The sequence below is a fragment of the Virgisporangium aurantiacum genome (assembly GCF_016863635.1).
Taxonomy (GTDB): Bacteria; Actinomycetota; Actinomycetes; order Mycobacteriales; family Micromonosporaceae; genus Virgisporangium; species Virgisporangium aurantiacum.
Genome location: NZ_BOPG01000015.1, coordinates 44,798 through 69,600, shown reverse-complemented (window position 1 = coordinate 69,600; position 24,803 = coordinate 44,798). Strand labels below are relative to the sequence as shown.

The 24,803-nt window shown below is 70.7% G+C and carries 21 protein-coding genes; 7 read left to right on the top strand and 14 right to left on the bottom strand.

Annotated elements, in window-relative coordinates:
- A partial coding sequence (locus Vau01_RS13750) for a hypothetical protein (protein ID WP_203991811.1) occupies positions 1 to 327 on the top strand: 327 nt, incomplete at its 5' end.
- Here the strand turns inward: Vau01_RS13750 and Vau01_RS13745 are convergent.
- The 6 genes from Vau01_RS13745 to Vau01_RS13720 form a co-directional block, all read right to left on the bottom strand.
- Complete coding sequence (locus tag Vau01_RS13745; RefSeq protein ID WP_203991809.1) at positions 308 to 2,542, bottom strand: hypothetical protein; 2,235 nt, start codon at positions 2,540 to 2,542, stop codon at positions 308 to 310. The two genes, Vau01_RS13750 and Vau01_RS13745, sit on opposite strands and share 20 nt — an antisense overlap.
- A gap of 375 nt (positions 2,543 to 2,917) precedes the next feature.
- Complete coding sequence (locus Vau01_RS13740; protein ID WP_203991825.1) at positions 2,918 to 3,175, bottom strand: NINE protein; 258 nt, start codon at positions 3,173 to 3,175, stop codon at positions 2,918 to 2,920.
- 147 nt (positions 3,176 to 3,322) lie between these two features.
- Positions 3,323 to 3,667: a hypothetical protein gene (locus tag Vau01_RS13735; RefSeq protein ID WP_203991807.1), complete on the bottom strand. Its 345-nt coding sequence runs from the start codon at positions 3,665 to 3,667 to the stop codon at positions 3,323 to 3,325.
- Between the two features lie 131 nt (positions 3,668 to 3,798).
- Complete coding sequence (locus Vau01_RS13730) at positions 3,799 to 4,695, bottom strand: protein kinase family protein (RefSeq protein ID WP_203991805.1); 897 nt, start codon at positions 4,693 to 4,695, stop codon at positions 3,799 to 3,801.
- Positions 4,696 to 4,797: 102 nt separating this feature from the next.
- Positions 4,798 to 5,226, bottom strand: coding sequence for a hypothetical protein (locus Vau01_RS13725; RefSeq protein WP_203991802.1), 429 nt, complete (start codon positions 5,224 to 5,226; stop codon positions 4,798 to 4,800).
- Between the two features lie 61 nt (positions 5,227 to 5,287).
- The gene (locus Vau01_RS13720) at positions 5,288 to 6,706 is read right to left on the bottom strand and encodes a DUF4331 domain-containing protein (RefSeq protein ID WP_203991799.1); all 1,419 of its coding nucleotides are present in this window, start codon (positions 6,704 to 6,706) and stop codon (positions 5,288 to 5,290) included.
- 200 nt (positions 6,707 to 6,906) lie between these two features.
- Between Vau01_RS13720 and Vau01_RS13715 the strand changes: the two genes are divergently transcribed.
- The 5 genes from Vau01_RS13715 (at position 6,907) to Vau01_RS13695 (ending at position 13,224) form a co-directional block, all read left to right on the top strand.
- Complete coding sequence (locus tag Vau01_RS13715; RefSeq protein WP_203991797.1) at positions 6,907 to 8,199, top strand: tetratricopeptide repeat protein; 1,293 nt, start codon at positions 6,907 to 6,909, stop codon at positions 8,197 to 8,199.
- A gap of 186 nt (positions 8,200 to 8,385) precedes the next feature.
- The gene (locus Vau01_RS13710) at positions 8,386 to 10,068 is read left to right on the top strand and encodes a DUF4331 domain-containing protein (RefSeq protein ID WP_203991795.1); all 1,683 of its coding nucleotides are present in this window, start codon (positions 8,386 to 8,388) and stop codon (positions 10,066 to 10,068) included.
- A 73-nt stretch (positions 10,069 to 10,141) separates the two neighbouring features.
- Entirely contained in the window at positions 10,142 to 11,875 is a 1,734-nt protein-coding gene (locus Vau01_RS13705) for a sulfite exporter TauE/SafE family protein (RefSeq protein ID WP_203991793.1), read from the top strand.
- Positions 11,876 to 12,006: 131 nt separating this feature from the next.
- On the top strand, positions 12,007 to 12,765 hold the full coding sequence (locus Vau01_RS13700) for a hotdog fold domain-containing protein (RefSeq protein WP_203991791.1): 759 nt from the start codon (positions 12,007 to 12,009) through the stop codon (positions 12,763 to 12,765).
- A gap of 75 nt (positions 12,766 to 12,840) precedes the next feature.
- Entirely contained in the window at positions 12,841 to 13,224 is a 384-nt protein-coding gene (locus tag Vau01_RS13695) for a VOC family protein (RefSeq protein WP_203991789.1), read from the top strand.
- A 33-nt stretch (positions 13,225 to 13,257) separates the two neighbouring features.
- Here Vau01_RS13695 and Vau01_RS13690 read toward each other — a convergent pair whose 3' ends face one another.
- The 8 genes from Vau01_RS13690 to Vau01_RS13655 all read right to left on the bottom strand — a co-directional run bounded on the left by Vau01_RS13690 (position 13,258) and on the right by Vau01_RS13655 (position 23,186).
- Entirely contained in the window at positions 13,258 to 14,370 is a 1,113-nt protein-coding gene (locus tag Vau01_RS13690) for an MBL fold metallo-hydrolase (RefSeq protein ID WP_203991787.1), read from the bottom strand.
- Between the two features lie 108 nt (positions 14,371 to 14,478).
- On the bottom strand, positions 14,479 to 15,915 hold the full coding sequence (locus tag Vau01_RS13685; RefSeq protein WP_203991785.1) for an aldehyde dehydrogenase family protein: 1,437 nt from the start codon (positions 15,913 to 15,915) through the stop codon (positions 14,479 to 14,481).
- A complete protein-coding gene (locus tag Vau01_RS13680; protein WP_203991784.1) occupies positions 15,912 to 17,894 on the bottom strand; it encodes a GMC family oxidoreductase N-terminal domain-containing protein in 1,983 nt (660 codons plus the stop codon). The genes Vau01_RS13685 and Vau01_RS13680 overlap by 4 nt, the downstream gene beginning before the upstream one ends.
- Before the next feature lie 139 nt (positions 17,895 to 18,033).
- Positions 18,034 to 18,624, bottom strand: a complete 591-nt coding sequence (locus Vau01_RS13675; protein WP_203991782.1) for a DUF624 domain-containing protein — start codon at positions 18,622 to 18,624, stop codon at positions 18,034 to 18,036.
- 204 nt (positions 18,625 to 18,828) lie between these two features.
- Entirely contained in the window at positions 18,829 to 19,683 is an 855-nt protein-coding gene (locus Vau01_RS13670) for a carbohydrate ABC transporter permease (RefSeq protein WP_203991823.1), read from the bottom strand.
- 97 nt (positions 19,684 to 19,780) lie between these two features.
- Positions 19,781 to 20,653 carry a carbohydrate ABC transporter permease gene (locus Vau01_RS13665; RefSeq protein WP_239151563.1) on the bottom strand — a complete coding sequence of 291 codons (873 nt, stop codon included), beginning with the start codon at positions 20,651 to 20,653 and terminating at the stop codon, positions 19,781 to 19,783.
- A 132-nt stretch (positions 20,654 to 20,785) separates the two neighbouring features.
- Positions 20,786 to 22,057 (bottom strand): ABC transporter substrate-binding protein, encoded by a 1,272-nt coding sequence (locus Vau01_RS13660; protein ID WP_239151562.1) that lies wholly within the window; start codon positions 22,055 to 22,057, stop codon positions 20,786 to 20,788.
- Positions 22,058 to 22,148: 91 nt separating this feature from the next.
- Positions 22,149 to 23,186 carry a LacI family DNA-binding transcriptional regulator gene (locus tag Vau01_RS13655; protein ID WP_203991817.1) on the bottom strand — a complete coding sequence of 346 codons (1,038 nt, stop codon included), beginning with the start codon at positions 23,184 to 23,186 and terminating at the stop codon, positions 22,149 to 22,151.
- A 228-nt stretch (positions 23,187 to 23,414) separates the two neighbouring features.
- Between Vau01_RS13655 and Vau01_RS13650 the strand changes: the two genes are divergently transcribed.
- Positions 23,415 to 24,761 carry a Gfo/Idh/MocA family protein gene (locus Vau01_RS13650; protein ID WP_203991778.1) on the top strand — a complete coding sequence of 449 codons (1,347 nt, stop codon included), beginning with the start codon at positions 23,415 to 23,417 and terminating at the stop codon, positions 24,759 to 24,761.
- Positions 24,762 to 24,803 lie beyond the last annotated feature (42 nt).

The following is a 24,803-nucleotide window of genomic DNA, read 5'->3' as shown; positions in this document are numbered from 1 at the left end:
TTCGCCGTTCTTCCGTTCGCCGTTCTTCCGTTCGCCGTTCTTCCGTTCGCCGTTCTTCCGTTCGCCGTTCTTCCGTTCGCCGTTCTTCCGTTCAACGCCGCGTTGACGCTCTCTCGTTCGACGCCGCGGGTTGTTGCGCCCTCCTTCAACGCGGCGTTGGTGTTCTCGCCGTTCAACGCCGCGTTGGTGCTTCTCGCGGTTCAACGTCTCGTTGGCTTCTCGCGGTTCAACCCCGCATTGGTGCTTCTCGCCGTTCAACGCCGCGTTGGCATTCTCGCCGTTCAACGCCGCGTTGACGCGGTGCCGGTCAGACGAGCTTGGCGGTGAACACGGTGACCGCCGCGGTCACCGGTGCCTCGGCGGCCTCGACCACGAGCCGCGGGCTCAGCGCCGTGATGCCCTGCGGGTCGGTCACCGTGAGCTCGCGCCCCTTCCCCGCGGCGACCACGAGCTGCACCGCCGCACCCGACGGCCGGCACGTGAGCTGAATCTGGGTGACCGCCGTCTGCGGGCTGGGCGAGGAACGCGCTTTCCCCGCGGCTCCCAGCGGCGCCTTCCCGGTGCCCTGCTGCTTGGTCAGCGTGAGCACGCCGTCGCCGCCGACGGTGGCGTAGTAGCCGGTGACGGCGTCCCCGCTGACGCACGCGACACCGACCCGCCCGTTCCCCGCGGCCCGGCCGACCGGCTGGAACTGGGCGTCGATCGTGAACGGCGCCGATCCGGTGGCGGTGACCGCCCGTCCCGGCGCCACGCACACCTGACCCGGTTGCCCGGCGGTGATGCGGACCCCCGACTCCACCGTGCAGCCCGCGCCGGGCGACCAGTCGACCGGCTGCTGCAGGGCGGCGACCGTGCGGGTACCGCGCAACGGCCACGGCCCCAACGCCGCGAACAGGCACGCGACGAGGTCGTCCCGCACCACCGGTGCCTCCATCGGCAGGTACGACGTGCCGTACGGCGCGCCGAGATACCCGCCGTACGCCTTCTCGCACGCGCCGCGGGCGGCGGCCGTCCGCACCCCGCTGCCCGGGTCGGTGACGAACGGCAACCGCCCGACGTAGAACACCTCGCCGGTGTGCTCGCCGTTGCACGGCACCGTGTACCGGAAGTTCGACGTGCCGCCGACGAAGCTGAAGCACTCGCCGGTGCGCAGGGTCAGCCCGCCGTCCGGAAAGCCGTCGGTGGCCGCCTTTCCCGGGTCGGCCAGCGCGGCGGCCACGCGCATGCCGTCGTCCCGGTCGGCGACGGGAAAGCCCTTTCTCAGCACCGGATGCATCGGCGCGGACACGTCGGCGAGGGCGACGCGGGCGTCGTACGTCTCGTGCCGGTGGTGCAGGGACAGCCCGGCGATCACCACCACCCGGTCGCCGTCTGCGCCGAGGAAGTACCGGTATCCGACGCGGTTGGTCACGCCGGCCGCGGCCACCGGCGTCACCACGAGCAGCACGAGTGCGGCAAGCGCCGGGTACGGGCCGAGCGGCCGGCGCAGGTGCCCGGCCGTTACCGCCGCGACCCCGACGAGCACCGCCAGCAGCAACCCGAACGCACCGGCGGGGGAGAACACCCCGGCGAGCGGCGTCGCGATGACGATGCCGAGCAGCCCACCCGCCAATCGGTAAGCGCTTTCCTCCAGCCCCGGCTGATCCCGCAACAGGTGGAACAGTGCCACGGTGGCCAGGACGAGGCCGGCGGCCCGCCCGAGCACGGCGTCGCGTCCGGTCCGGGCGACCGCGATGCCCAGGGCAAGCGCTTTCCGGTCGGTCCACAGGGCGCGCCAGGGCACGGGGGCACGCGGGCCGTGCGGCACCAACCCGAACAGCGGAACGAGAGGCAGCGCGTAGGCGAGCAGGCCGATGGCGGTCCGGGCGAGGTCGAACAGCACCCGTCCCGGCTCGCCCGGTCGCACCCAGCACACCACGGCGAGCAGCACCACGGCGGCGGCCACGACCCCGGTCCGCAGCGGCGACGCAAGGGACGGACGGCGGTGCGATCGCGGAGCCTTCCGCAACCGATCCGGCTGGTGCGGCGCGTCCGGTTCGGACGAGGCGCGCGGCTCGCGGGAGGCGCGCGGCTCGCGGGAGGCGACCGGCTGGTGTGGCGAGCCGGACCTGGGCGAGGCGCCCGGTTGGTGCGGCGCGTCCGGCTCGGGCGAGGCGTCCGCTGGGCGGATCCGCCCCGGCGTGTCCGTCCCGCGGATCTGCGCTCCCGGCTCGGGCGGGGAGTCCGGTTCGGGCGGGGCGTCCGCTGAGCGGATCCACCCCGACGCGTCCGTCCCGCGGATCTGCGCGGCCGGCTCCGGGCCACTCGTCAGATCCGACTGGTCCGTCGACTCCGGAAACCCCGGCGTCGACTCCTCGGAAGTCATGCCGACAGGCCCCGCCGCCCGGACCAGCGGACCGGCCGCCCATCCCACCAGGGCCGCCGCCACGAGCGTCACAAGAATCCTGACCACGCCCGGGCCCGGCGCGAACCCCGCAACCACCGCGAGCCCGATGCCGCCGGCGGCGGCAACGACGAACGCCGCGACGACAAACAGCGTCACGGCGATGGCCCGCTCAGGACCGCGTGCTATCGCCGTGCGACCTGGAGCCGGCACTCGCGCGCCTGAATCAGGCGTGCTGCCCCGCCCCGGCGCCTGCGCACCTGAACCGGGCGCGCCGCCGTGAACTGGCGCTCGCGCGCCTGAATCAGGCGTGCCGGCCCGCGCCGGCGCCTGCGCACCTGAACCAGGCGCGTGGTTCTGCGCCTGCGCTTGCCGGTCTGAACCGGGCGTGCGGCCTGAACCGGACATGCTGCCTTCGCCACCCGGTGACCCGAAACGGGCACCAATGTCAGTCGGCCGACCGGCATGTCGCCGGTCGGCCGGGTGGTACAGGGCCGGCGGATCATCCGTGTGACCCGCCGGAACTGCGCGAGGTTACTGGTCGCGGAGGATTCGCCCCTGCGCGTCGGTGCCGCCCTTGACCAGGATCATGATGCCGTCGATCAGTGGCCAGAGACCGCCGAGGCCGCACGTCAACCACGTGGCCGCGATCTGGCCGATCGCCATGCCCGTGTGGCCGGTGTAGAAGCGGCCGGCACCGAAGCCACCGAGGAGGATGCCCAGCAGCCCAGCGACCAGTTTGCTCTTGTCGGAAACTTGCCCGGCGTAACCGCCGCCGGCAGGTGGATACATGCTCACGGCCGCACACCCTAGCAACAGCGGGTTGTCAATGGTGCCCCCACCAGCGCAACGTTTGATCACAACTTTGCTACCGGTCGGCTCGACGCGGGGTCGGCGTCCGGTTCGTGCCTTTTTGGGGTGGCCGTCCGCTTGTAAACCTCAGCTCGACGTCGGCAGATCGCTCGGCTCGGTGTCGTCGTCGAACGCCGGAAGGCTCGATTGGCGGCCGATGGCGGTGGCGGCGACCCAGCCGAGCGCGGCGCCGGCGGCCACTGCGGCGAACAGCAGCGCCCACGGCTTGCTCGGGCTGCGGCCGGCGAGCGCGTCGAGCGCGTTCCCGGCGCGGCGCCACGCCTCGTCCTTGGCCGAACCGAGGCTGTCGGTCGTGTCGACGACGAGGTCACCGGTGCGGTCGCGGGCCGACTCCCAGGTGGAGACGAGAGCGTCCCAGGCGTCCTCGGCGACTTCCTGTGCCCTTGCGGTCTTGCTGGTACGTCCGAACATGGCGACCTCCGTGCTCGCGAATCTGTGTGTCCCCGCCAACCCTATTGGCGCCGCCAAGGCCGCGCCGTCCTACCCGTACCCGGACGGGTCGGATCCGAACCAGAGCAGTGCTCTCGGAGGAGTGCAGGTGATCAGACGGACAGCAGCGTGGTCCGCGCGAGCGTCAGCGCCTCCGCGAGGGCGTCGATCGTGGCCGGACGACGGCGCGGATCCGTCGCGAGCGCCGACGTGATCAGCATGTCGGCGGACGACGGGAAACCGGGGACGGCCGCGCGGATCGGCGGGTTCGGTGCCGGTCCGGCACGCCTGCCGGTCAGCGTGTGGTAGATCAGCGCGGCGACCTGGTAGACGTCGGTCGCCGGTCCGGGGCGCCGTCCGGTGACGCCGGCCCGCGGCTCGGCCGGTTCGACCTGCTCCGGTGCGCGGTAGCCGTCGGTGCCCTCGCCCGGTGCGGCGCGGAACCCGGCCAGGCCGAGATCGCGGGGTATGCCGAGGCGGTAGCGGTCCAGGAGGAGCACGGTGTCGGGGCTCAGCGCGCGGTGGGCGTAGCCGAGGCGGTGCAGGTCGCCGAGCGCGGTGCACAACGCGGTCGCGGCGGCCAGGGCGGCCGCGGCGGTCAACCGGTCGAGCGGGCGGCGGCCCGGTCCGTAGCCGTCGCGCCAGGTCGGCGCGGTCGCCAGGGTGGTGACGAGCGTGGTCCGCCCGCCGTCGTCGTGTCGCCCGACGAGGTGCGGCAACCCGTAGGCGCCGTCCATCGTGGACAGCAGGTCGGCCTGCGCGCCCAGCCCGTCACGGAGCTGCGCGCCGTGTCGGCTGAGCCGGCGCAGCACCACCTGGCGCAACCGCACGCGGACGCCGGACGCCGATGCGACGACGGGGCTCGCGTCGGCCTCGCGCCACACCCAGGACTGGTCGCTGGCCGTGCGTTCCTCGACCTGCCGCCGCAGGAGGAATGCGTACTCGCCGAGCGATATCTCGGCGCCGGCCGCCCACCGTCGTTCGTGAACCGTTCCCAATCGGGTCGACACGGGCACACCTCCGCCTGGCTCCGGGCGTTCAGGTACCAAGAGCGTGACAGAACTGCCCGTCCACACAAACGATCTGCCGATGAATGAATGACCGGCGCTCAATCACGCCTGGCTGACGCAGGTTTGCTGGAGATCGGCCCGGGTGGTCTCGAGGTCGCGCAGCAGTTGCGGGTCGTACGCCTTGCCGGGACGCAGCCGCAGGAAGCCGATGGCGGTCAGGACGGCGTCGATGCGGCCGGAAAGCGCTTGCTCGGCTCCCTCCCGGACAGCCACCAGCTGTTCGGCGCGCTGCCGGAGGAACGGGTACGAGGCGGCGGGCAGGCGGGACGCGCCGGCGTTGTCGTAGGTGAACCGGCCCAGGGCCAGCACCGCGTCGGCGGCGTCCCGGCAGGTGCCCGCCGGGAAAGCGCTTGCCGCCGGCAGTCTGAGTGGCGGACGGCGGGGGCCGTCGATGACCGCCACCCCGACGACCACCGCGGCGGCCGTGGCGACCGTGGCGACGGCGAGGGAGATCAACACGCGGATTCTCATGGCATCGCTCCTCCGGCAGGGGATGGCCCCGACGTCCACAGTGGACGCCGGGGCCGTTGGATCACTGCGTGTTGACGGCCACCATGTTCGGCAGCGCCACGTACGGGAAGCGCTGCCGGAACGGCACGTTGTTGGTGTTCACGCCGTCACCGAGGCCGTCGACGGCGGCCGGGTGGCCCGGCAGCAGCACGCCCTCGGCGGCCTGCAGGGTCACGTCGAGCGCGTCGTCGGCGAGCCGGCGTCCGTTCGGGAAGCCGGCGAGGTCACCGCCCACCACGCCGAGCCGGTTGGGGTTGGCGCTCGGCGGGATCGACATGTTGAGGCGCAGCTGCTCGCTGGGGCGGAACTTGGCCGGGTCGATGTCCTTGTTCAGCCGTTGCGAGTTCAGGTCGGCCTGTACCGGTCCGCACGCCTTGCAGAAGCCGGTGAGGAAGGCCTGAACGAGGTCGTTCCGGGGGGTCGCCGGTGCCGGGATCATGTACAGCTGCTGCACCAGGCGGGGAACCTCCGGGTTCGTCACGAACGGCAGGAACTTCGCGTCGTCCTGCGGCTTCGTGGCGTTGAACTCGTCCTTGCGCCCGACCGGGATGACGACCTCGTTCACCAGCGGCATGCCGAGGCGCGACACCTGCTGGTGGCCGCCGGACATGATGCGGGTGTTGTCGGGCAGCACGACCTCGATGCGCTGCCGCGACGTGGTGCTCCAGACGCCGATCACCGGGTTGCGGGCGGGATCACCCTTCAACGCCAGGTCGGCCTTGGGCACGCGCAGCGCGATCGTGTTGACGTTGTAGCCCTTGACCGTGTCCTGCCCGATCTCGCTGAAGTCGCCGCCGTAGAGGAGGTCGAAGATCCGCAGATCGAGGAAGAACGGGTCGTCGGCCTGGCCGGCGAAGCTCCGCCCGTTCCCGGGCAGCGGGGCGATGGCGGAGTCGGCAACCTGTCCGTAGTTCGGGAACGAGGCACGACCGGTGAACGACGGGGCGGCCGGCGCGTTGTCCAGCAGCTTCGTGGTCCCGGCAGGTGTGATGCGCTCCAGATCGTAGAACTGGCGGAAGTTCAGGTCGGGATCGTCGAGGCTCGTCACCGGTCCGGTGTTGTACAGGAACGTGTTCCGGTTGCGGTAGCGGTCCTCGAACGTCCACCGGTAGGTGATGTCCGGGCGGGCGTCACCGTCGCTGTCGATGTTGATGTCGTAGGCGACCTCGGTGGCCCAGGCGTAGAAGTTGGGGCCGCCGTTGGGTTCCTCCAGCGGAATCCAGTTGGCCACCAGGGTGACGGTGTCGGGCGCGTCCGGGCTCACGAACGCGTAGACGTCGGTGTTGTCGAGCCTCGGCTCGCCGGAGACCAGTGGTGCCTCGCGGTGGCTCGACGCCAGCGAGTTCGCCGGTCCGAGGGTCGTGAGGCCGGCGCCGGTGACCGCCACCGCGAACGCGGCGGCGAGCACACGTCGGCGGGCCGGCCGACGGAGTGTGGACATGGAACTCCCATCGTGGGATCGGTGCTGCGGCGGCGCGGCGGGCGCGCCGTCGACCGGTCCTTCGCCCGAACCACCCGTGCCGGACGGCGATCCGGCGCGACGTGGCACGTCGTGTGCCAACGTCGGATCCCCGACCAATCCGGGCACGCGGCGGCACCGAACATCTCCCGAACACGTGCGTCGGGAAGGGGATGAGGACGATGCGCAGAGTTGTTTTGATCGTCGGGCTCGTGGTGGCGCTGCTCGCGATCGGCGGCATCGCGCTGCGTCCGTCGCGGCCGGCCGCCGTCGGAACGGGGCAGGCCTCGACACCCGTGTCCACAGTGGACGAGATCGCGCGGTCGATCGAGGTGGCGCGCGCCCGGCTGGACCGCCTGCCCAACGACTGGATCACGTGGGCGAATCTGGGTCTGGCGTACGTGCAGCAGGCCCGGGTCACCGGCGATCCGTCGAACTACACGCGGGCCGAGGAGGCGCTGAACCGGTCGCTGGCCGTGCGTCCGGCCGCCGACAACTCGGTGGCGCTGGCCGGGCACGGCGCGCTCGCCGCGGCGCGGCACGACTTCGCGGCCGCGCTCGACTACGGGAACCGGTCGCTGGCGATCGACCCGTACCGGGCGGCCACCCACGGCGTCGTGGCCGACGCGCTGGTGGAACTCGGCCGGTACGAGGAGGCGTGGGTCGCCGTCCAGAAGATGGTCGACCTCCGTCCGGACACATCGTCGTACGCGCGGGCGTCGTACACGTTCGAACTGCGCGGCGACGTCAAGAACGCCCGCGACGTGATGCAGCTCGCGCTGGACGCCTCGACCGGGCCGACCGACGCCGCGTTCGCGCTGGAGCACATGGCCGGGCTCGCCTACGACAGCGGCGACCTCGACACCGCGCTGTCCACAGTGGACGAGGGCCTGCGCCGGCTCCCCGGCCATCCGCCCCTGTTGGCCGCCCGTGGCCGGATCCTGGCCGCCCGCGGCGACACGGCCGGTGCCGCGACGGCGTACTCGGCGGCGCTGGCCAAGCTGCCCCTGCCCGGGCCGGCCGCCGAGTTCGGTGACCTGCTCGCCGTCACCGGCGACGAGGCGGGCGCGCGGCGGCAGTACGACCTGGTGCGGGCGAGCGCGGCGCTGTTGAAGGCGGACGGCGTCGACGTCGACGCGGAACTCGCGGTGTTCTCGGCCGACCACGGCGACGTGCCGGCGGCGTTGACCGCCGCGCAGTCGGCCTACGGCCGGCACCCGTCGATCTCGGTGTCCGACGCGCTGGCGTGGTCGTTGCACATGTCGGGACGCGACGCGGAGGCGTTGCCGTATGCGGATCAGGCACTGCGCCTGGGCACCCGCAACGCGCTGACGCTCTACCACCGCGGCGTGATCCGGCTGGCGCTGGGCGACAAGGCGGGTGCCCGGGCCGACCTGTCGACGGCCATGTCCATCAACCCGCACTTCTCGGTGCGGCACGCTCCCGAGGCGTCCAAAATTCTCGCGTCCCTGTAGCCCTTCGGCTGCTGAACGGGCCGGCCCTTTGCGGGCCGGCCCGTTGTGCATCACGGCGGTTCGTAGCCGCCGCCGGTTCGGATTGGTCGGTGACGGCCATCCGACAACTGCCGGTATCGACCAAACACCTGCCCCTCGAGGCCCGAATAGGGAGTGCAAACAGTTGAACATCCGGGAGGAAATCCAATGACAGCGCAGAAGAACCGCCGATTGCCGGCGGCGATCGGCGCCCTCGGCCTGGTGCTGGCCGGCGCGCTGGTCGGCCTCGGCCCCGGCACCTCGGTGGCGTCGAGCCACCGCGAGGCCCCGCTGATCGCGGCCGATCCCGCCGTCGACAACACGGACGTGTACGCGTTCGTGAGCCCCGAACGGCCCGACTACGTCACGTTCATCGCCAACTTCCAGCCCTTCTCCGAGCCCAACGGTGGCCCGAACTTCTTCCCGTTCGCCACCGACGCCGTCTACCTCGTCAACGTCGACAGCGACGGCGATGCCAAGGCGGACGCCGTCTTCCGGTGGACCTTCAAGACCATCGACAAGCGCGGCGGTAACACGTTCCTGTACAACAACGGCCCGGTGACGAGCCTCGACGACGAGAACCTGTTGTTCCGCCAGACCTACACGCTCGAGTCGTCGTTCAACGGCGAGCCGTTCAAGACCCGGGTCACCGACGCTCCGGTCGCGCCGTCGCGCGTCGGCCTGAAGTCGATGCCAGACTACAACGCCCTGCGCCAGCAGGCGACCAAGCAGCTGCAGGGCGGCTGGAACTCGTTCGCCGGCCAGGCAGACGACCCGTTCTTCCTCGACCTGCGGGTGTTCGACCTGCTGTACGGCGGCGACCTCAGCGAGACCGGCCAGGACACCGTCGCGGGCTACAACGTCAACACGATCGCGCTGCAGGTGCCGTTCAAGGACGTCGCGCTGAAGGGTGACGCCAAGCGGAACCCGGTGATCGGCGTGTGGAGCACCACCGAGCGCAACAAGGTGCGGATCAGCGGCCAGAACGGCGGCGTCACCGGCGACCGCGTGCAGGTCTCGCGTCTCGGCAACCCGTTGGTGAACGAGGTCGTCGTGCCGGCGAACCTGAAGGACGCGTTCAACTCCATCAAGCCCGATCAGGACGCGAAGATCCAGGCGGTCGTCAACCGGGTCACCGACCCCGAACTGGCTCGGCTGATCGAGCTGCTGTACGGGATCAAGGCACCGGCGACACCACGCAACGACCTGGTCGAGATCTTCCTGACCGGCATCACCACCAAGGCGAACGGGCCGATCCAGGCCGATCTCAACTCGCAGCTGAACAACATGGACGTCAACCCGCAGAAGTTCGTGCCTTCCGAGCAGCTGCGGCTGAACCTGAGCATCCCGCCGACGGCTCAGCCCGACCGGCTCGGTGTGCTCGCCAAGGATCTGCAGGGCTTCCCGAACGGTCGCCGGCTGACCGATGACGTCGTCGACATCGAGATCCAGGCCGTCGTGGGCGCTGCCCAAAGTGGACAGTTGGTCCAGGCGCTGGCCGCCGGTGACAAGGTCGACCAGAACGACAACCAGTTCAGCGGCGCCTTCCCGTACGTCGCGCTGCCGAACGTGGGCGCGGTGAACAAGGGCGGCGGTTCTGCCGGTGCCGCCGGGGATTCCGGTTCGGCCGGTGCGCCGGCCGGTGGCGCTCCCAACCCGACGGCGTCGGGCCAGGCGGCGGCCCCGGGTGACACCGGTGACCTGACCAACGTCGCCGCCATCACCACCGGTGGTGTCGGGGTGTTCGCGGTCCTCGCGGCGCTCGGTTTCTTCCTCTGGTTCCGGCGGCGGCGTCCGCGGGCGGCACTGGTGAGTCCGCAGTCGGCTCCGCCGGCGGGTCCCAACGATTGATGTCTGTCGCGGGGTGGCGCTCGGTGCGCCACCCCGCGCTTCCCTTTCTGTTCAGATCTTTGAGGGGACGAAGATGAAGCGCATCCTCGCTATCGGGGCGACCGGCCTGGGGCTGGGAGCGGGGCTGGTGCTGCTGACGCCGGCGAGCCCGGCATCGGCCCACCCGCTCGGCCGGTTCTCGGTCAACCAGCTCGAATCGCTGTCGTTGCACCCGGACCGGATCGATCTCCGGGCCACGGTGGACCTCGCGGAACTGCCCACCGTCCAGGACAGGTCCACTGTGGACACGTCCGGTGACGGGACGGCCGACGAGGCCGAACTCCAGGCGTACGCCGAGAAGGCCTGCAACGAACTGTCCGGCAAACTCGACGTCGCGATCGACGCCGACCGGCTCCGGTGGTCGCTCAAGCGGCCGACGTTCATCTACCAGGCCGGCGCCGCCGGTCTCCAGACCAGCCGCCTCGACTGCGAACTGACCGTCGCCGCCGACCTGACCCGCCCGCGCGAGGTCCGCCTCGACAACCACTATCTCGTGGACCGGGTGGGCTGGCGGGAGATCACCGCGGTCGGCGACGGCGTGCGGCTGATCGACCCGCCGGTGCCGGCGGTCAGCCGCTCCGGCAGCGATCTCCGGTCGTATCCGGAGGAGCTGCTGGCGTCGCCGCCGGACGTGCGGTCGGTGGTGCTGCGGGTCGAGCCGGGATCCGGCGCACCGGTGGCCGCATCCTCCACTGTGGACCGATCCGGCGGCGGATCCTGGACGACCCGCCTGGTGAGCGCCGGCGAGGAACAGCTGAACGCGTTCGTGGGCGAGCGTGGGCAGGGACCGTTGGTGGGGCTGCTCGCCGTCCTCCTGGCCCTCACCCTGGGTGCCGCGCACGCCGCGCTGCCCGGCCACGGCAAGACCATCATGGCCGCCTACCTGGCCGGCAAGCGTGGCCGCGCCCGCGACGCGGTGGCCGTCGGTGGGGTGGTGACGGCGACCCACACCGGTGGGGTTCTCGTGGTCGGGTTGCTGCTGACCACGTTCGCCGGTCTGGTCGGCGAGGCGGTGCTGGCCTGGCTGGGTGTGGCGAGCGGCATCCTGGTGGTGGCGGTCGGACTGGTGATGCTGATCGGCCTGCGCCGCAAGGACCACGGCCACGGATGGCTGGGCCACGGCCATTCCCACGCGCACGGCTCGGGCCATTCCCACTCGCACGGCTCGGACCATTCCCACGACGGTCGGATGCGCCGCGGATCCACACACGACAACCACGCCCACCGACACGATGTCGAGGGGGATGCGCACGCGAGCGATGAACGTGACCACGCGAACGGCGAGCACGAGCACGCGCACTCGTCTGAAGACCACGCGCACGATGCGCACGCGGACCACGTGCACGCCGACCACGACCACGCCGACCACGTGCACGCCGACCACGACCACGAGCACGGGCATCGGCATGAGCATGAGGAAGCCCGCCCGAGCCGTCTCGGGATCGCCGGGATCGGGATCGCCGGCGGGTTGGTGCCCAGCCCGTCCGCCCTGATCGTGCTGCTCGGCGCCATCGCGCTCGGACGGACGTGGTTCGGCGTCCTCCTCGTCGTCGCCTACGGCCTGGGAATGGCCGCGACCCTGACCGCCGCGGGCCTGGCGCTCGTCGGCCTGCAGCGCCGCTGGGCCGCCCGCGCCCACCTGCACGGCGGTGACCGCTGGAAAGCGCTTGCCGCAAGACTTTCCCGCGTGATGCCGTCCGCGACCGGGTCGCTCGTCCTGATCGTCGGCATCGGCCTCGTGGGCCGCGCCGCCGCGACGTTGATCTGAACCCGTCGGGGCCCGTCGCCCGAGCCACCCGCTCAGGAACGCGGCCCTGCCCGAGTCGCGTTTGCGATCGCGGTCCGGCTCGCGGCGGTAGTACCGTTCACGCCCATGGTGCGCTTCCATCGGACGGGCCGGTGACCGCCGTGTACGGAACGGACACGCTGCCCGACGTCGAGATCCGTGTCGACCGGCACTACGAGGGACCGCCGGGCACGACCAACGGTGGCTGGGCGTGCGGCCTGGTCGCCGGTTTGCTGACCGGACCCGAGACCTCGCCGGGTGCGGCCGTCGAGGTGACGCTTCGGGCACCGGTCCCGCTGGAGACGCCGATACGGGGTGAACGGCACGGGGACAGCGCTTTCCTCACCGGTCCCCCCGACGACAACGGCACCGGTAGCTTTCTCGCCCAGGCCCGACTTCTGGATGACGACGAGACCGCCGCGCTGCCGCCGCCCCCGGCGTTCGTGCCGCTGGCCGATGCCCGACGGGCCGGCGCTCCGGACGCGTGCATCCCGACGCCGTTCCCCACCTGCTACGTGTGCGGCACCGACCGCCCGGGCGGCCTACGCATCACGGTAGGCCCGACCTCCGCCGGCGGACCCATCGCCGGAGTCTGGAGCCCGCCGCCCACCCTCGGCGCCCTGCAGCCACGGTACGTGTGGGCGGCTCTCGACTGCCCGACCGGCCTGGTGCACGTCACCGACCACGCTCCCATGGCACTCCTCGGCCGGCTGACCATGACGGCCCACCAGCCGCCTGCCCCCGGCGAACCGCTCGTGATAGTCGCGGCCGCCACCGGTGCCGAACGCCGCAAGAGGTTCTCGACCGCCGCTCTCTACACGGAGGCCGGCACCCTGGTCGCGAAGAGCGCGGCCACCTGGATCACGATCTGACAGGCGCGGAAAGCGCTTACCCCAAAGCCGCGCGCTCGGCGAGCGCCCGGCGGCGACCGCACCTAGCATCGGCTGATGACCGACGAACGACCGTGGACCAGTCTCACCAGCACCGTCCTCGGCGGACCCGACCCCCGGGCGCTGGCACGGTTCTACTGTGGACTGCTGGGTTACGAGATCCGTACCGACGAGCCGGACTGGGTCACGATCGGTCCTCCGGGCGGCGGTACCCGGCTGTCCTTCCAGACCGAGGAGAACCACGTCCGGCCCGTCTGGCCGGGCACTCCCGGTGACCAGCAGATGCAGCTGCACCTCGACATCGAGGTCCACGACCTCGACGCGGCCGGAAAGCACGCCCGGGAGCTCGGCGCGACGCTCGCCGAGTTCCAGCCGCAGAAGGACGTCCGCGTGTGGCTGGACCCGGCGGGTCATCCGTTCTGCCTGTGGGTCAACCCGTAACCGCGCAGCGGAGGAAGCCGCCGCCACGGAGCGTCAGGCGATCTCCTGCCACCACCCGTCGACGGCGGGTGGGTCTGCCACGTCGACCCGTTCGCCGGGCCTCGGCACGGTCAGGCGTACTCCGCGGGCCTTGGCCTCGCGCCATACCCGGTCGGCGGGTTCGGCCCAGTCGTGCAGGGCGAGGTTGAAGGTCGCCCAGTGCAGCGGGATCAGCACGTCGCCGCGCAGGTCCACGTGTGCGGCCACGCCCTCCTCGGGCGTCATGTGGATATCGGGCCAGGCGTCGCCGTAGGCGCCGATCTGCATCAACGTCGCGTTGAAGGGGCCGTGTTCGGCGCCGATCTTGGCGTAGCCGTCGAAGTAGCCCGAGTCGCCGGTGTAGAAGACCTTCGCCGACCGGCCCGCCAGTACCCACGATGCCCACAGCGTCCGGTTGCGACTGAACGAGCGTCCGGAGAAGTGCCGAGCGGCCGTCGCGACGAGAGTGACGCCGCCGATCTCGGCGCGGTCGTCCCAGTCCAGTTCGATGATCCGCTCGTCCGGGATGCCCCATCGCCGCAGGTGGGCGCCCACGCCCAGCGGCACGACGAACGGCGCGTCGTGCTCGCGGGCCAGCGTGCGCACGGTCGGCAGGTCGAGGTGGTCGTAGTGGTCGTGCGAGATCACGATCGCGTCGAGCGCGGGCAGCAGGCCGAGCGGGACCGGCGGCGGATGCAGCCGCCGCGGGCCGGCCAGGCGCGAGGGAGAGCACCGCTCACTCCACACCGGGTCGAACAGGATCCGACGGCCGTCGATCTCGATGAGGGCCGAGGAGTGCCCGTACCAGGTGACATACAGCCCGTCCGGGTCGGGCGGGTCGATGTCGGTGGTGCGCAGCGGCACCGCGCCGGTCGGCCGGCGCTTCTGCTTGCCGAACAGCAGGTCCCGCAGGATCGGGCCGGCCGAACCGGGCGGCACGACCGCCGCCGGGACGACGTTGTGGAAAACGCCGTCCCGGAACTGCGGCGAGGCGGCCACACGGGGATCGTCGTCGAGCCGACGCCGCTCGCCGAACTGCTCGACCACCTCACGCAGTGCCCATGCCGTGGCCGCCGCCAGCGCACCGCCGGCGGCAACCCCGGCAACCAGCCGCCATCTCGAAGCCATCCGCCGCGCCCTCCGTCTGTGGATACCGGACCGGTGTGGATACCGGACCGGTAGTCCAGTGTGCCCGACCCGGCTGAGCGGCTGCTGAGGGCGTGACCTGAGGAGTTCCTACAACTGGATCGCCTTCACCTGGGTGAACTCGAGCACCCCGTACGGACCGAGCTCGCGCCCGTGACCGGACTGCTTGTACCCGCCGAACGGCGCCAGCGGGTTGAACGCCGCACCGTTGATCTCCACCTGACCGGTGCGCAGCCGCCGAGCCACGCGGATAGCCCTTTCCCGGTCGCCCGACCAGACACCACCGGCGAGACCGTAGTCGGTGTCGTTGGCCAGCCGCACCGCGTCGTCCTCGTCCTCGTAGGGAATGAGGACCAGCACCGGACCGAAGATCTCCTCGCGGGCGATCGTCATGTCCGGCGTGACGTCGCTGAAGACCGTCGGTTGCACGAAGTACCCGCGGGGCTGGTCCGCCGGCGGTTCGCCGCCGCCGCACACCAACCGGGCGCCCTCCGCGGGACCGCGGGCGATGTACGAGCGGACGCGGTCGCGCTGCACCTCTGACACCAGTGGCCCCAGCCGCGTGTCGGCGGCGAACGGGTCACCGACCCGCACCTGGCCGGCGACGGCCGCGGCGATCTGCTCGACGGCCGGCAGGCTCGCGCGGGGGACCAGCATGCGGGTGAGCGCCGAGCACGTCTGCCCCGAGTTGATGTAGCACTTGGCGATGCCGTCGGCGACGGCCCGTTCGAGATCGGCGTCGTCCAGGATGATGTTCGCCGACTTGCCGCCCAGTTCCAGCGCCACCTTCTTGACCGTGCCCGCCGCGAGTTCGCTGACCCGCCGACCGGCCCGCGTCGACCCGGTGAACGAGATCATGTCGACGCCCGGATGCGCGGCAAGCGCTTCCCCGGCGACCGGGCCGTAGCCCGTCACCAGGTTGAACACGCCCGGCGGCAGTCCCACGTCGGCCATGATCTCGGCGAGCACGAACGCGCTCAGCGGCGCGACCTCGCTCGGCTTCACGACGACCGTGCACCCGACGGCCAGTGCCGGCGCCACCTTCGCGGCGACCTGGTGCAGCGGGTAGTTCCACGGGGTGATCGCGCCCACCACGCCGACCGGTTCGCGCACGATCAGCGAGTTGCCCAGCCGCTCCTCCCACGGCAGATCCTCGACCATCCGCTCGATCGCCGCGAACGACATCACCGGCAACGCGGTCTGGACGCCCACCGCGAACGCCAACGGCGAGCCCATTTCGCGTGCGATGAGGTCGGCCAGTTCGCCCTGCCGCTCCTGCAGTTTCAGCGACACGGCGGTGCACAGGGCGACGCGGTCGGCCAACGGCGTGGCGGCCCAGCCGTCGAACGCCGCCCGCGCCGCCGCGACCGCGCGGTCGACGTCGGCAGCGGTGGCGGCCGGCACGCGCGCCATGACCTCTTCGGTGGTCGGATTGATGACGTCGATGGTCTCGCCGCTCGCGGGCGCCACCCATTCGCCGCCGAGGAAAAGGCTTTCCCGGTCGATGAGGTTCTGCGTGGACGTCATGAGGCCACCTCCGAAACGCGGGCGCCCAGCGCGGCGCCGATGTTCTCCGCGGTGCGTGACGCCAGGGCCATGATCGTGATCATCGGGTTGGTGCCGGACGGGGTCGGGAACGCCGACGCGTCACCGATCCACACACCCGGGGTGTCGTGCAGTTCGCCGCGCGGGTCGGCGACGCTCGTGGCCGGGTCGGCGCCCATCCGGCAGCTGCCCATCTGGTGCGCGGAGAACAGCGTCGCGCCGCCGGCCCGCAACGGGATCCGTTGCACGCGCGCGATGAACGCGTCGAGGTCGTCGCCGTGTCGCCACGACGGCCTGCCGTCGGCGAGCACCTGGATGCCCCGCGCACCCGCGGCGTGATGCAGCCGGATCTGCGCGGCAAGCGCTTTCCGCATCATCCGCACGTCCCGCTCGTCGGTCATCGAGTACCACGCGACCGTGCCCCCGGCCGCGTCGAGCGTCACCCGGCCGTGCCCGTGGTCGCGCACCAGGCCGATGAACGACCCCGAGTTGCGGTAGTCGGTCATGGCCTCCTTGTGGGCGAGGCCGGTGGTGAACGGGACGGACGACGCGCCGAGCCCGGTGGTGTGCTGCACCCCCTCGATGAGGAAGCCGTACCCGTCCTCGACGTTGGCGAACTCGTTGACCAGCCCGGCGTGCGGCGCGCCCCACCACCCCTTCTGGTCGGTGCCGTAGTCGCCCATCGTGACCGTGCACGGGTGCAGCCGCAGGTAGTCGCCGACCGCCGGCCCACCGATCCCGGACCGCAGCAGCACCCCCGGAGATTCCAGCGCACCGGCGGCGAGCACCACGACGGGCGCGCGCACGGTCACGGCGGCCGAAGCACTGCCGTCCTCCGCGGTCCACCGACCGGTGACGCCGGCGGCCCGCCCGCCCTCGACGAGCACCCGCTCGACGAAGCACCCGTCGACGACGCGGGTTCCGTGCGCGGCGACGGCCGGTTCGAGGTACACCTTCAGCGTCGAGCGCTTCGCGCCGGACTGGTCGCCGAAGCCGAGGTAGCCGGCCATCGCCGGGTCGTGCCGGGCCTCGTCCCAGTTGCGGTTGACGGTCGCGAACGACCACCCCAGTGCCTCGGCGCCGCGGCGCATGGCCTGCTGCGGCCCGTTCAGTTCCGAGCACTTGTCGGTGACCGACAGCTCGTGCCACACCGCGTCGAGGTGCCGGTCGAACGCGTCGGTGTCGACGTCGGAAAGGCCTTTCCCGGCCCACTGGCGACGCACCCAGTCCTTGGTCCGCAGGCAGTTGGTCCAGTTGATGACCGTGCCACCGCCGAGGCCGCTGCCGGCCATCAGCGTGACGTTGAGGTCGCCGGTCGGCGTCGGCCCGCCGCGCCAGTACGAGTTGAGGTAGGCGACCACCTCGAGCTGGGCGAAGTCGGCCTCGGTGCGGTACCGGCCGGCCTCGAGCACCACCACGTTCGCGCCGGCGGCGGCCAGGCGCCCGGCGATCAGGCCACCGCCCGCGCCCGACCCGACCACCACGACGTCGGCGGTGAGGTCGAGGTCGCCGCCCGCGGGTCGCAGCGGCTGGAAAGCCCTTTCCTGGGCGGGCGCCGGCGAGATCGGGCCGGGGTAGCCGAGATGCTCCCAGTTCGGGTTGCCCCCCGAGCCGTCGGGCATGCCGTAGGTGACGAACAGGATCAGGCGGATCAGCGACTGGATCCCGGCCGCGGCGAGCACCGACGCGAGCGACAGGGTCGCCAGGATCTGCTCGCGTGATTCCTGCGAGGCGCCGACGAAGCCCTGGCTGCCGAGGATGTCGAGGAGCCCGCCGAGGGCGGCCCGCTGCTCGGGCGGCAGCGTGGAGAGCACGAAGAGCACGCCCTGGTCGGCGCCGACATCGGTCGCCCGGCGACCCCAGAATCCGTCGGGATCCTCGGCGCGTTCGATGGCGGGTACGACGGTGTCGCAGAGGACGCGTAGCACCCCCGTCTGGTTCTCGGTGAGGATGTCGGTCACGGGCGGATCCTCCCTGTGGGCAGGCGGCGCCGGAGCCGTCGCGGCAGCCTGGCGGGGCTGCGGCGAAGCGTCGCGAATGGCCGCAGTCTAGGCCCACGGAGGCGGATTTCAACACCCTCAGTGCAAGATGGACGCCGAACTACGCGAAGCGCACCGCGACCACGTGCAGCGCGTACAGCGCGAAGCCGACCAGCAGGGGAGCGGTGATCGGTACCAGCGCGGCGATCAGCGTCGCCAGCGCGCACACCCCGAATGTCGCCACCGCGGCCACCGGTGCCCGACGGGCCGCGGCGAACGCCCATTTCGCCGCGGCCCGCCAGGTGTCTTCGGAAGCGCCGCCCAGACGGACCGCCGTGAGAGCGGCGAGTGTCACGAGCACGGCGGTCACCACCGCCGTCGCGACGAGCACGAGCGTGCCGCCGGGCACGCGTCCGTTCGCCAGGACCGCCAGGTCGACGGCCAGGAGGCCGGCGACGGCCAGCACCACGACGGACGCCACCGCACCCGGTGCCAGCGCGCGGCGGAACACCCGCCACAGGTCCACAATGGACGGTATGCGCTCGCCGTCGACGACGCTCCGCACGGCCACCGAGCCCGCGCGTACCGCGGCACCGGCCGTCAGCACGAGCGCACTCGCCACGGTGACCCCGATGCCGATCAGCGCGAGGTCGGCGGCGACGGAAAGCCCTTCCCGCCAATCGGTGCGGACCCGTGTGGCGCCCTCGGCCATGGCCGCTCCTCCCTTCGCTCGGCGCGGCCATTTCGCCGCTTCACCCGCTCCGCGTGCGAAGCGGCGCCGTCGAGTTGTGGCCTCGCACAAGTGCTCGGCCATGGCCGCTCCTCCCTTCGCTCGGCGCGGCCATGCCGCCGCTCCACCCGCGTCACGGGGCGAAGCGGTCCGAACGGGCGGAGCAGGGCCGCTGGGGGACACCGCTCAGCCTTTCAGGCCGGACGTGTTGATGCCCTGTACCAGCATGCGCTGGAACGCGACGAAGAACAGGAACACCGGCAGCAACGACAGTACCGACATCGCGAACATCGGGCCGATCGAGTTCTGCCCGCCGGAGTCCTGGAACATCCGTAGCCCGATCGGGATCGTGTAGTTCTCCACACCCGACAGGTACACCAGTTGGGTGAGGAAGTCGTTCCACGTCCAGATGAACGAGAAGATCGCCGTGGTGACGATCGCCGGGCGCGACAGCGGCAGGATGATGTGCCAGAACACGCCGTACGGGCTGCACCCGTCGATCTTCGCGGCCTCGTCGAGATCGCGCGGGATGCCCCGCATGAACTGGACCATGAGGAAGATGAAGAACGCCTCGGTCGCCAACGCCTTCGGCACGATCAGTGGCAACGGTGTGTTGATCCAGCCGAAGTTGTTGAACAGGATGTACTGCGGCACCAGAAGGACGTGGTGCGGCAGCAGCAGCGTCGCGATCATCACCGCGAACCACAGTCCCCGCAACGGGAACCGCAGCCGCGCGAACGCGTACGCGGCCACCAGACACGAGACGACGTTGGCCACCACGGTCGCGAGTGCGATGAACGCGCTGTTGAGGAAGAACCGCCCGAACGTCACGCCGGGAAGCGCGTTCCAGCCGTCGGTGTAGTTGGCCGGCCAGAAGTCCTCGGGCACCAGACCCTTGTTGCTGTTGACCTCGGTGGGCGCCTTGAACGACGTGCCGAGCATCCACAGCATCGGGTACAGCACGATCGCGAGGATGGCCACGATCGCGGCGAACCGGATCGTGCTCCGGATCGCGTTGGCCCGCCTGCGCTTGCGTAGCATCGCGGCACGGTCGGGCTGGCGGTGGTGCCCCGACCCGGTCGACGTCGGCGGGCCGGGGGGTGCCGGCGGCCGACGGGAAAGCGCTTGCCCGGTCATATCAGCCCTCCTCGTCGGCGTAGTGGACCCACATGCGTCCGGTGCTGAACAGCACCATGGTCAGCAGACCGATGGTGAGCAGGAACACCCACGCCATCGCCGACGCGGAGCCCATCTCGAACTCCGTGAACGCCCTGATGTAGAGCTGGAGCGTGTACATGAGGGTGGAGTCGGTCGGGCCGCCCGTGCCGCCGCTGATGACGAACGCCGACGTGAAGCCCTGGAAACCGTGGATGGTCTCCAGCACCAGGTTGAAGAAGATGACCGGCGACAGCATCGGCAGCGTGATGTTGATGAACCGCCGCCACCCGCTGGCGCCGTCGACGGCAGCCGCCTCGTACAGCTCCTGCGGCACCTGCTTCAGACCGGCGAGGAAGATGACCATCGGCGCGCCGAACTGCCACATCCCCAACAGGATGATGGTCTCCAGCGCCCAGTCTGGGTCGTTGACCCACGGCTTGCCCTCGATGCCGAAAACGGCCAGCAGGCTGTTGAACGCGCCGTTCCGGTCGAACATCGCCTGCCAGATGATGGCGACCGCGACGCTTCCGCCGAGCAGCGACGGCAGGTAGAAGAGGCCGCGGAACAGCCCGGTGCCGCGCCGTTCCCGGTTCAGCAGCATCGCCACGCCGAGCGCCGCGGCCAGCTTCAGCGGCACCGCGACGAGCGCGTACACGAGCGTCACCCGCACCGCGTGCCAGAACTGCAGGTCGTTGGTGAACAGTTCCTTGTAGTTGTCGAAGCCGATCCAGTCCGACGTCTTGCCGAGCAGTTCGTAGTTCGTGAAGCTCAGATACAGCGAGTACAGCATGGGAATCGCGGTGATTCCCATGAACCCCAGCAGGAACGGGCTGAGGAAGACGTACCCGGCCAGCCCTTCCCGCCATTTCGACGGGCGCGACGGTTTCTCGGTGGAAACCGGCGGGCGAACCGATGTGGTGGTGGCCACGCGCACTCCCTATGTCTGGCGGCGGCCCGGATCCGGGACCCGGGCCGCCGCCGTGACTCAGCTGCCGACCGCGGCTTTCGCCTTGGACATGAACTCCTCGGCGGCCTGCTGCGTGGTCGCCTTGCCGTACTGCACCGTCTCGGCGGCGGTGATCAGCTCGGAGCGCAGCTTCACGTGGCCCTTCGGCGGCGCCGGCGGGGCCTTGCCGAACTTGTCGTTCAGGTCACGCTCCAGCGCGACCGTGATCTTCTCCGGCTCCGACAGCGTCGGCGCCACCAGGTCGCGGTTCTTCAGGTTCGACGGCAGACCGCGCTCGACACCCTGGATCTTCGCGGCCTCCGCGTCGTTCACCATGAAGTTGAGGACATCGGCGACGGTGTCCGCTTCCTTCGTGGTGCGCGAACCCGCCCAGTACAACGACGCCCGGGCGAACTGGCCCTTCGGGTCGCCGGGGTACGCGGTAACGCTCAGCGTGTTCTGCGTGCTCTTCTGCAGTTCGGCGAGCTGGTTCGACCACAGGAACGCGGCACCGGCCTGCTTCGTGACGACGAGCTGCTTGGTGACGTCACCGGTATTGGCGGTGTGCACCAGGTCGGCCGTCGGAACGGCCTTCTTGGCGCGGGCGTCGGCCCACATGTCGAACCACTTCTTCACGTCCTCGGTGGTCACCGCGACCTTGCCGTCGGCCGTGTAGAGCTCCTTGCCCTGCTGGCGAAGCCAGAGCCACAGCGCCTTGTAGTCGGCGCTCGGGTCCATGATGCCCTGGACCTTGCCGCCGCTCTTCTGCGCCAACTGTTCGCCGAGGCTGATGATTTCTTCCCACGACGTGCCGATCTTCGGCTCGTTGAGCCCGTACTGCAGCAGCACCGTCTTGTCGTAGATCATGCCGGGCGTGTTCTGCGCGGCCGCAATCCCCGCGTTCTTCCCGTTCACGACGCCGTAGTCGATGAGCCCTTTCGGGATGTCCTTGGTGTCGATTTTGTTGTTCTTGACGTACTTGGTGAGATCGAGCGTGACGTTGCGCTGCGCGTATTCGGCGAGCCCACCGTCGTCCAGTTGGAAGATGTCCGGCGCGTTGCCGCCGGCCGCGCGCGTGGCCAACTTGTCGTAGTAGCCCGCGTTCGGCTGCTGCTCGACCTTGAACGTGACGTTCGGGTGCTTCTGGGTGTAGAGATCGAGGACCTTCTGGGTGTTCTCGGCGCGCTTGGCGCCGCCCCACCAGAAGACCTGCAACTCGATCTTCCGGTTGGGATCGGCGGTCGCCTTGTCTTCGTCGTCCCCGCCGCACGCGGTCAGGGTCAGCGGAACGGCGACGGCGAACGCCGTCATGAGCGATAGCAGGCGGCGGCGGGACGTTGTAGCGTGATCTTGCACGGGTCTCGTGACTCTCGTGAGGGGTGGGTTCTCGGGTGACATGGGTCTACTCCTTGAGGTGGCCAGCGACCGCATAGCCGGCGGTCGCGCCGGTCGGTCCCGCAGGGCGATGCGGAGCCGGTCCGGTTGAGGCGCGTACGACCAGTTCGGTCTGCAGCGTGACCTGTGCGGTGGTACGGCGGTCGTCGTCATGTTGCAGAAGCATGTCGACGGCCGCCCGACCCGCGGCCGCCGCCGGAGTGGCGACCGTGGTCAGTCTGGGGCGGGCGAACCGCGCGAGCGTGTCGTCGATACCGACCACGCTCAGCTCGGTCGGCACCGCGACACCGAGGCGTTCGAGGCCGTCCAGGAGGCCGAACGCCAGGAGATCGTTGTAGCAGAGCACGGCGGTGACGCCGGCACGCCGAACCTGTTCCGCCGCAGCGGATCCGGCGGTCTGGTTGGGTTGGTTGGGGCCGATCACCTGAAGATTCGCGCCGGCTCCACGCGCGGTTGCGGCCGCGGCGCGGCGGATCTCGCGGTTGGTCCAGGATCCTCGTGGACCCGCGAGCAGCGCGATCTGACGGTGTCCCAGCTCCACGAGGTGCTCCATGGCGCGGCGTGCGCCCTGTCCGACGTCCATGACGACCGACGGGATCGAGTCGACCATCCGGTTGACCACGACGAGCGGCACGACACGTCGAGACTGTTCGATGAGGTCGTTGCTCATTCGCGGGCTGCACAACAGGATCCCGTCGACCTGCTTGGCGAGGGCCTGGACGACCTCCGCCTCGACCACCGGGTCTTCGTTGGTGTCGGCGATGAACACGTGGTAGTCGCGCAGCCGCGCCTGGCTCTCGGCCGCTTTGATCAGTGGTGGGAAGAACGGGTTGGCGATGTCGGCCACGATCAGGCCGAGGTTGTGCGTGCGCCCGGTGATCAGCGCCCGCGCGGCCCGGTTGGGTCGGTAGCCCAGCTCCTCGGCCGAGGCGAGCACACGGTCGCGTGTCTCCGGGTTCACCAGGTGCGGCGCGGAGAAGGTTCGGGAGACGGTGGACACGTGGACGCCCGACGCCCGGGCGACATCTCGGATGGTGACCGGCACCACAGCCTCCCTCATGAGTGGAGCTATTAATGCAAACGGTTGCGCCCATGTCAACGGGTCGATGCCTGATGGTTACACGAGGACACCGGTTGAAACTGGCGCGTAATGGACTTTCTGCCGTGAACCGTTGACGTCCGGGGTGGCCGTCGTCGATAGTTCGCTGCAAACGTTTGCTGCCTCGGTGGGCCGCCCCCCGCCGTTGTGCCGCTCTGCACCGAGGAGGAGCAGATGCCCCCCGCCTTTTCTGGGCGCCGGCGGTTCGCGCTCGTTGGCACGGGTGCCCGGGCCGAGCTGTTCACATCGGGGATCACCGTCGATCACTCCGATGTCGCCGAGCTCGTGGCGCTGGCCGACACCAACCCGGCCCGGTTGGCCGCGCACAACCGCCGTCTGGAAGCGCTCGGCGTCGCGCCGGTGCCCACGTACGCCGCCGACGACTTCGAGGCGATGCTCGCCAAGGAGCGGGTCGACGCGGTCGTGGTGTCCACAGTGGACGCGACCCACGACCGGTACATCGTCGCCGCCCTCGACGCGGGTCGCGACGTGATCGTCGAGAAGCCGATGACCACCGACGAGGAGAAGTGCCGTCGCGTTCTCGAGGCCGCGCGGAGGAGCAGCGGTTCGGTGACGGTCACCTTCAACTACCGCTACAACCCGGTGCACGAGAAGGTGCGCGAGGTGCTCGCCTCCGGCGCGATCGGCGAGATCGCCTCGGTGCACTTCGAGTGGCTGCTCGACGTCCGGCACGGCGCCGACTACTTCCGGCGCTGGCACCGCGACAAGGCGAACTCCGGCGGACTGCTGGTACACAAGGCGAGCCACCACTTCGACCTCGTCAACTGGTGGCTCGGCGCCGAACCGGTCGGCGTCACCGCGTCCGGTCGCCTTGCCTTCTACGGACCAGACGCCGGCGGACGGCATGGCTACGCGCGGCCCTACGCCCGCGCCCACGACGCGCCGGAAGCCCGCGACGATCCCTTCGCGTTGCACATGGCCGGCCAACCCGCGCTGCGCGAGCTGTACCTCGACGCGGAGACGCACGACGGCTACCACCGCGACCAGAACGTGTTCGCGCCCGGTGTGTCCATCGAGGACGACATGGCCGTGCTCGTGAACTATTCGAGCGGCGCGACGATGACGTACCACCTCACCGCGTACTCGCCGTGGGAGGGTTACCGCATCGGGTTCAACGGCAGTCGCGGCCGGCTGGAGGTGGAGGTCGTGGAGAACGACCACGTCTCGCCGGCGGTCGCGGGTGAGGTGAAGGGCCGGTCGGCGGCGCTGCACGGCGTCGAGGGCGCGGCCGAGAACGGGTGGATCAGGGTGCTGCTGCGGCCGTTCTGGGAACCGCCGACGGAGGTGCCGATCACCGGGCACAGCCGGCACGGCCACGGCGGCGCCGACTCGCGCATGCTCGCGGCGTTGCTGCGTCCCGATCCGCCGGCCGACCCGCTGGGCCGCCGCGCCACCGAACAGGAGGGCGCGCAGGCGCTCCTGGTCGGGCTGGCCGCCAACCGATCCATCGCCACCGGGCAGCACGTGCGGGTGGCCGATCTCTCGGCATGGCCGCCGTAGCGAAGCGGAGGTGGTCATGCCGAAGGGTTTGATTCGATTGAA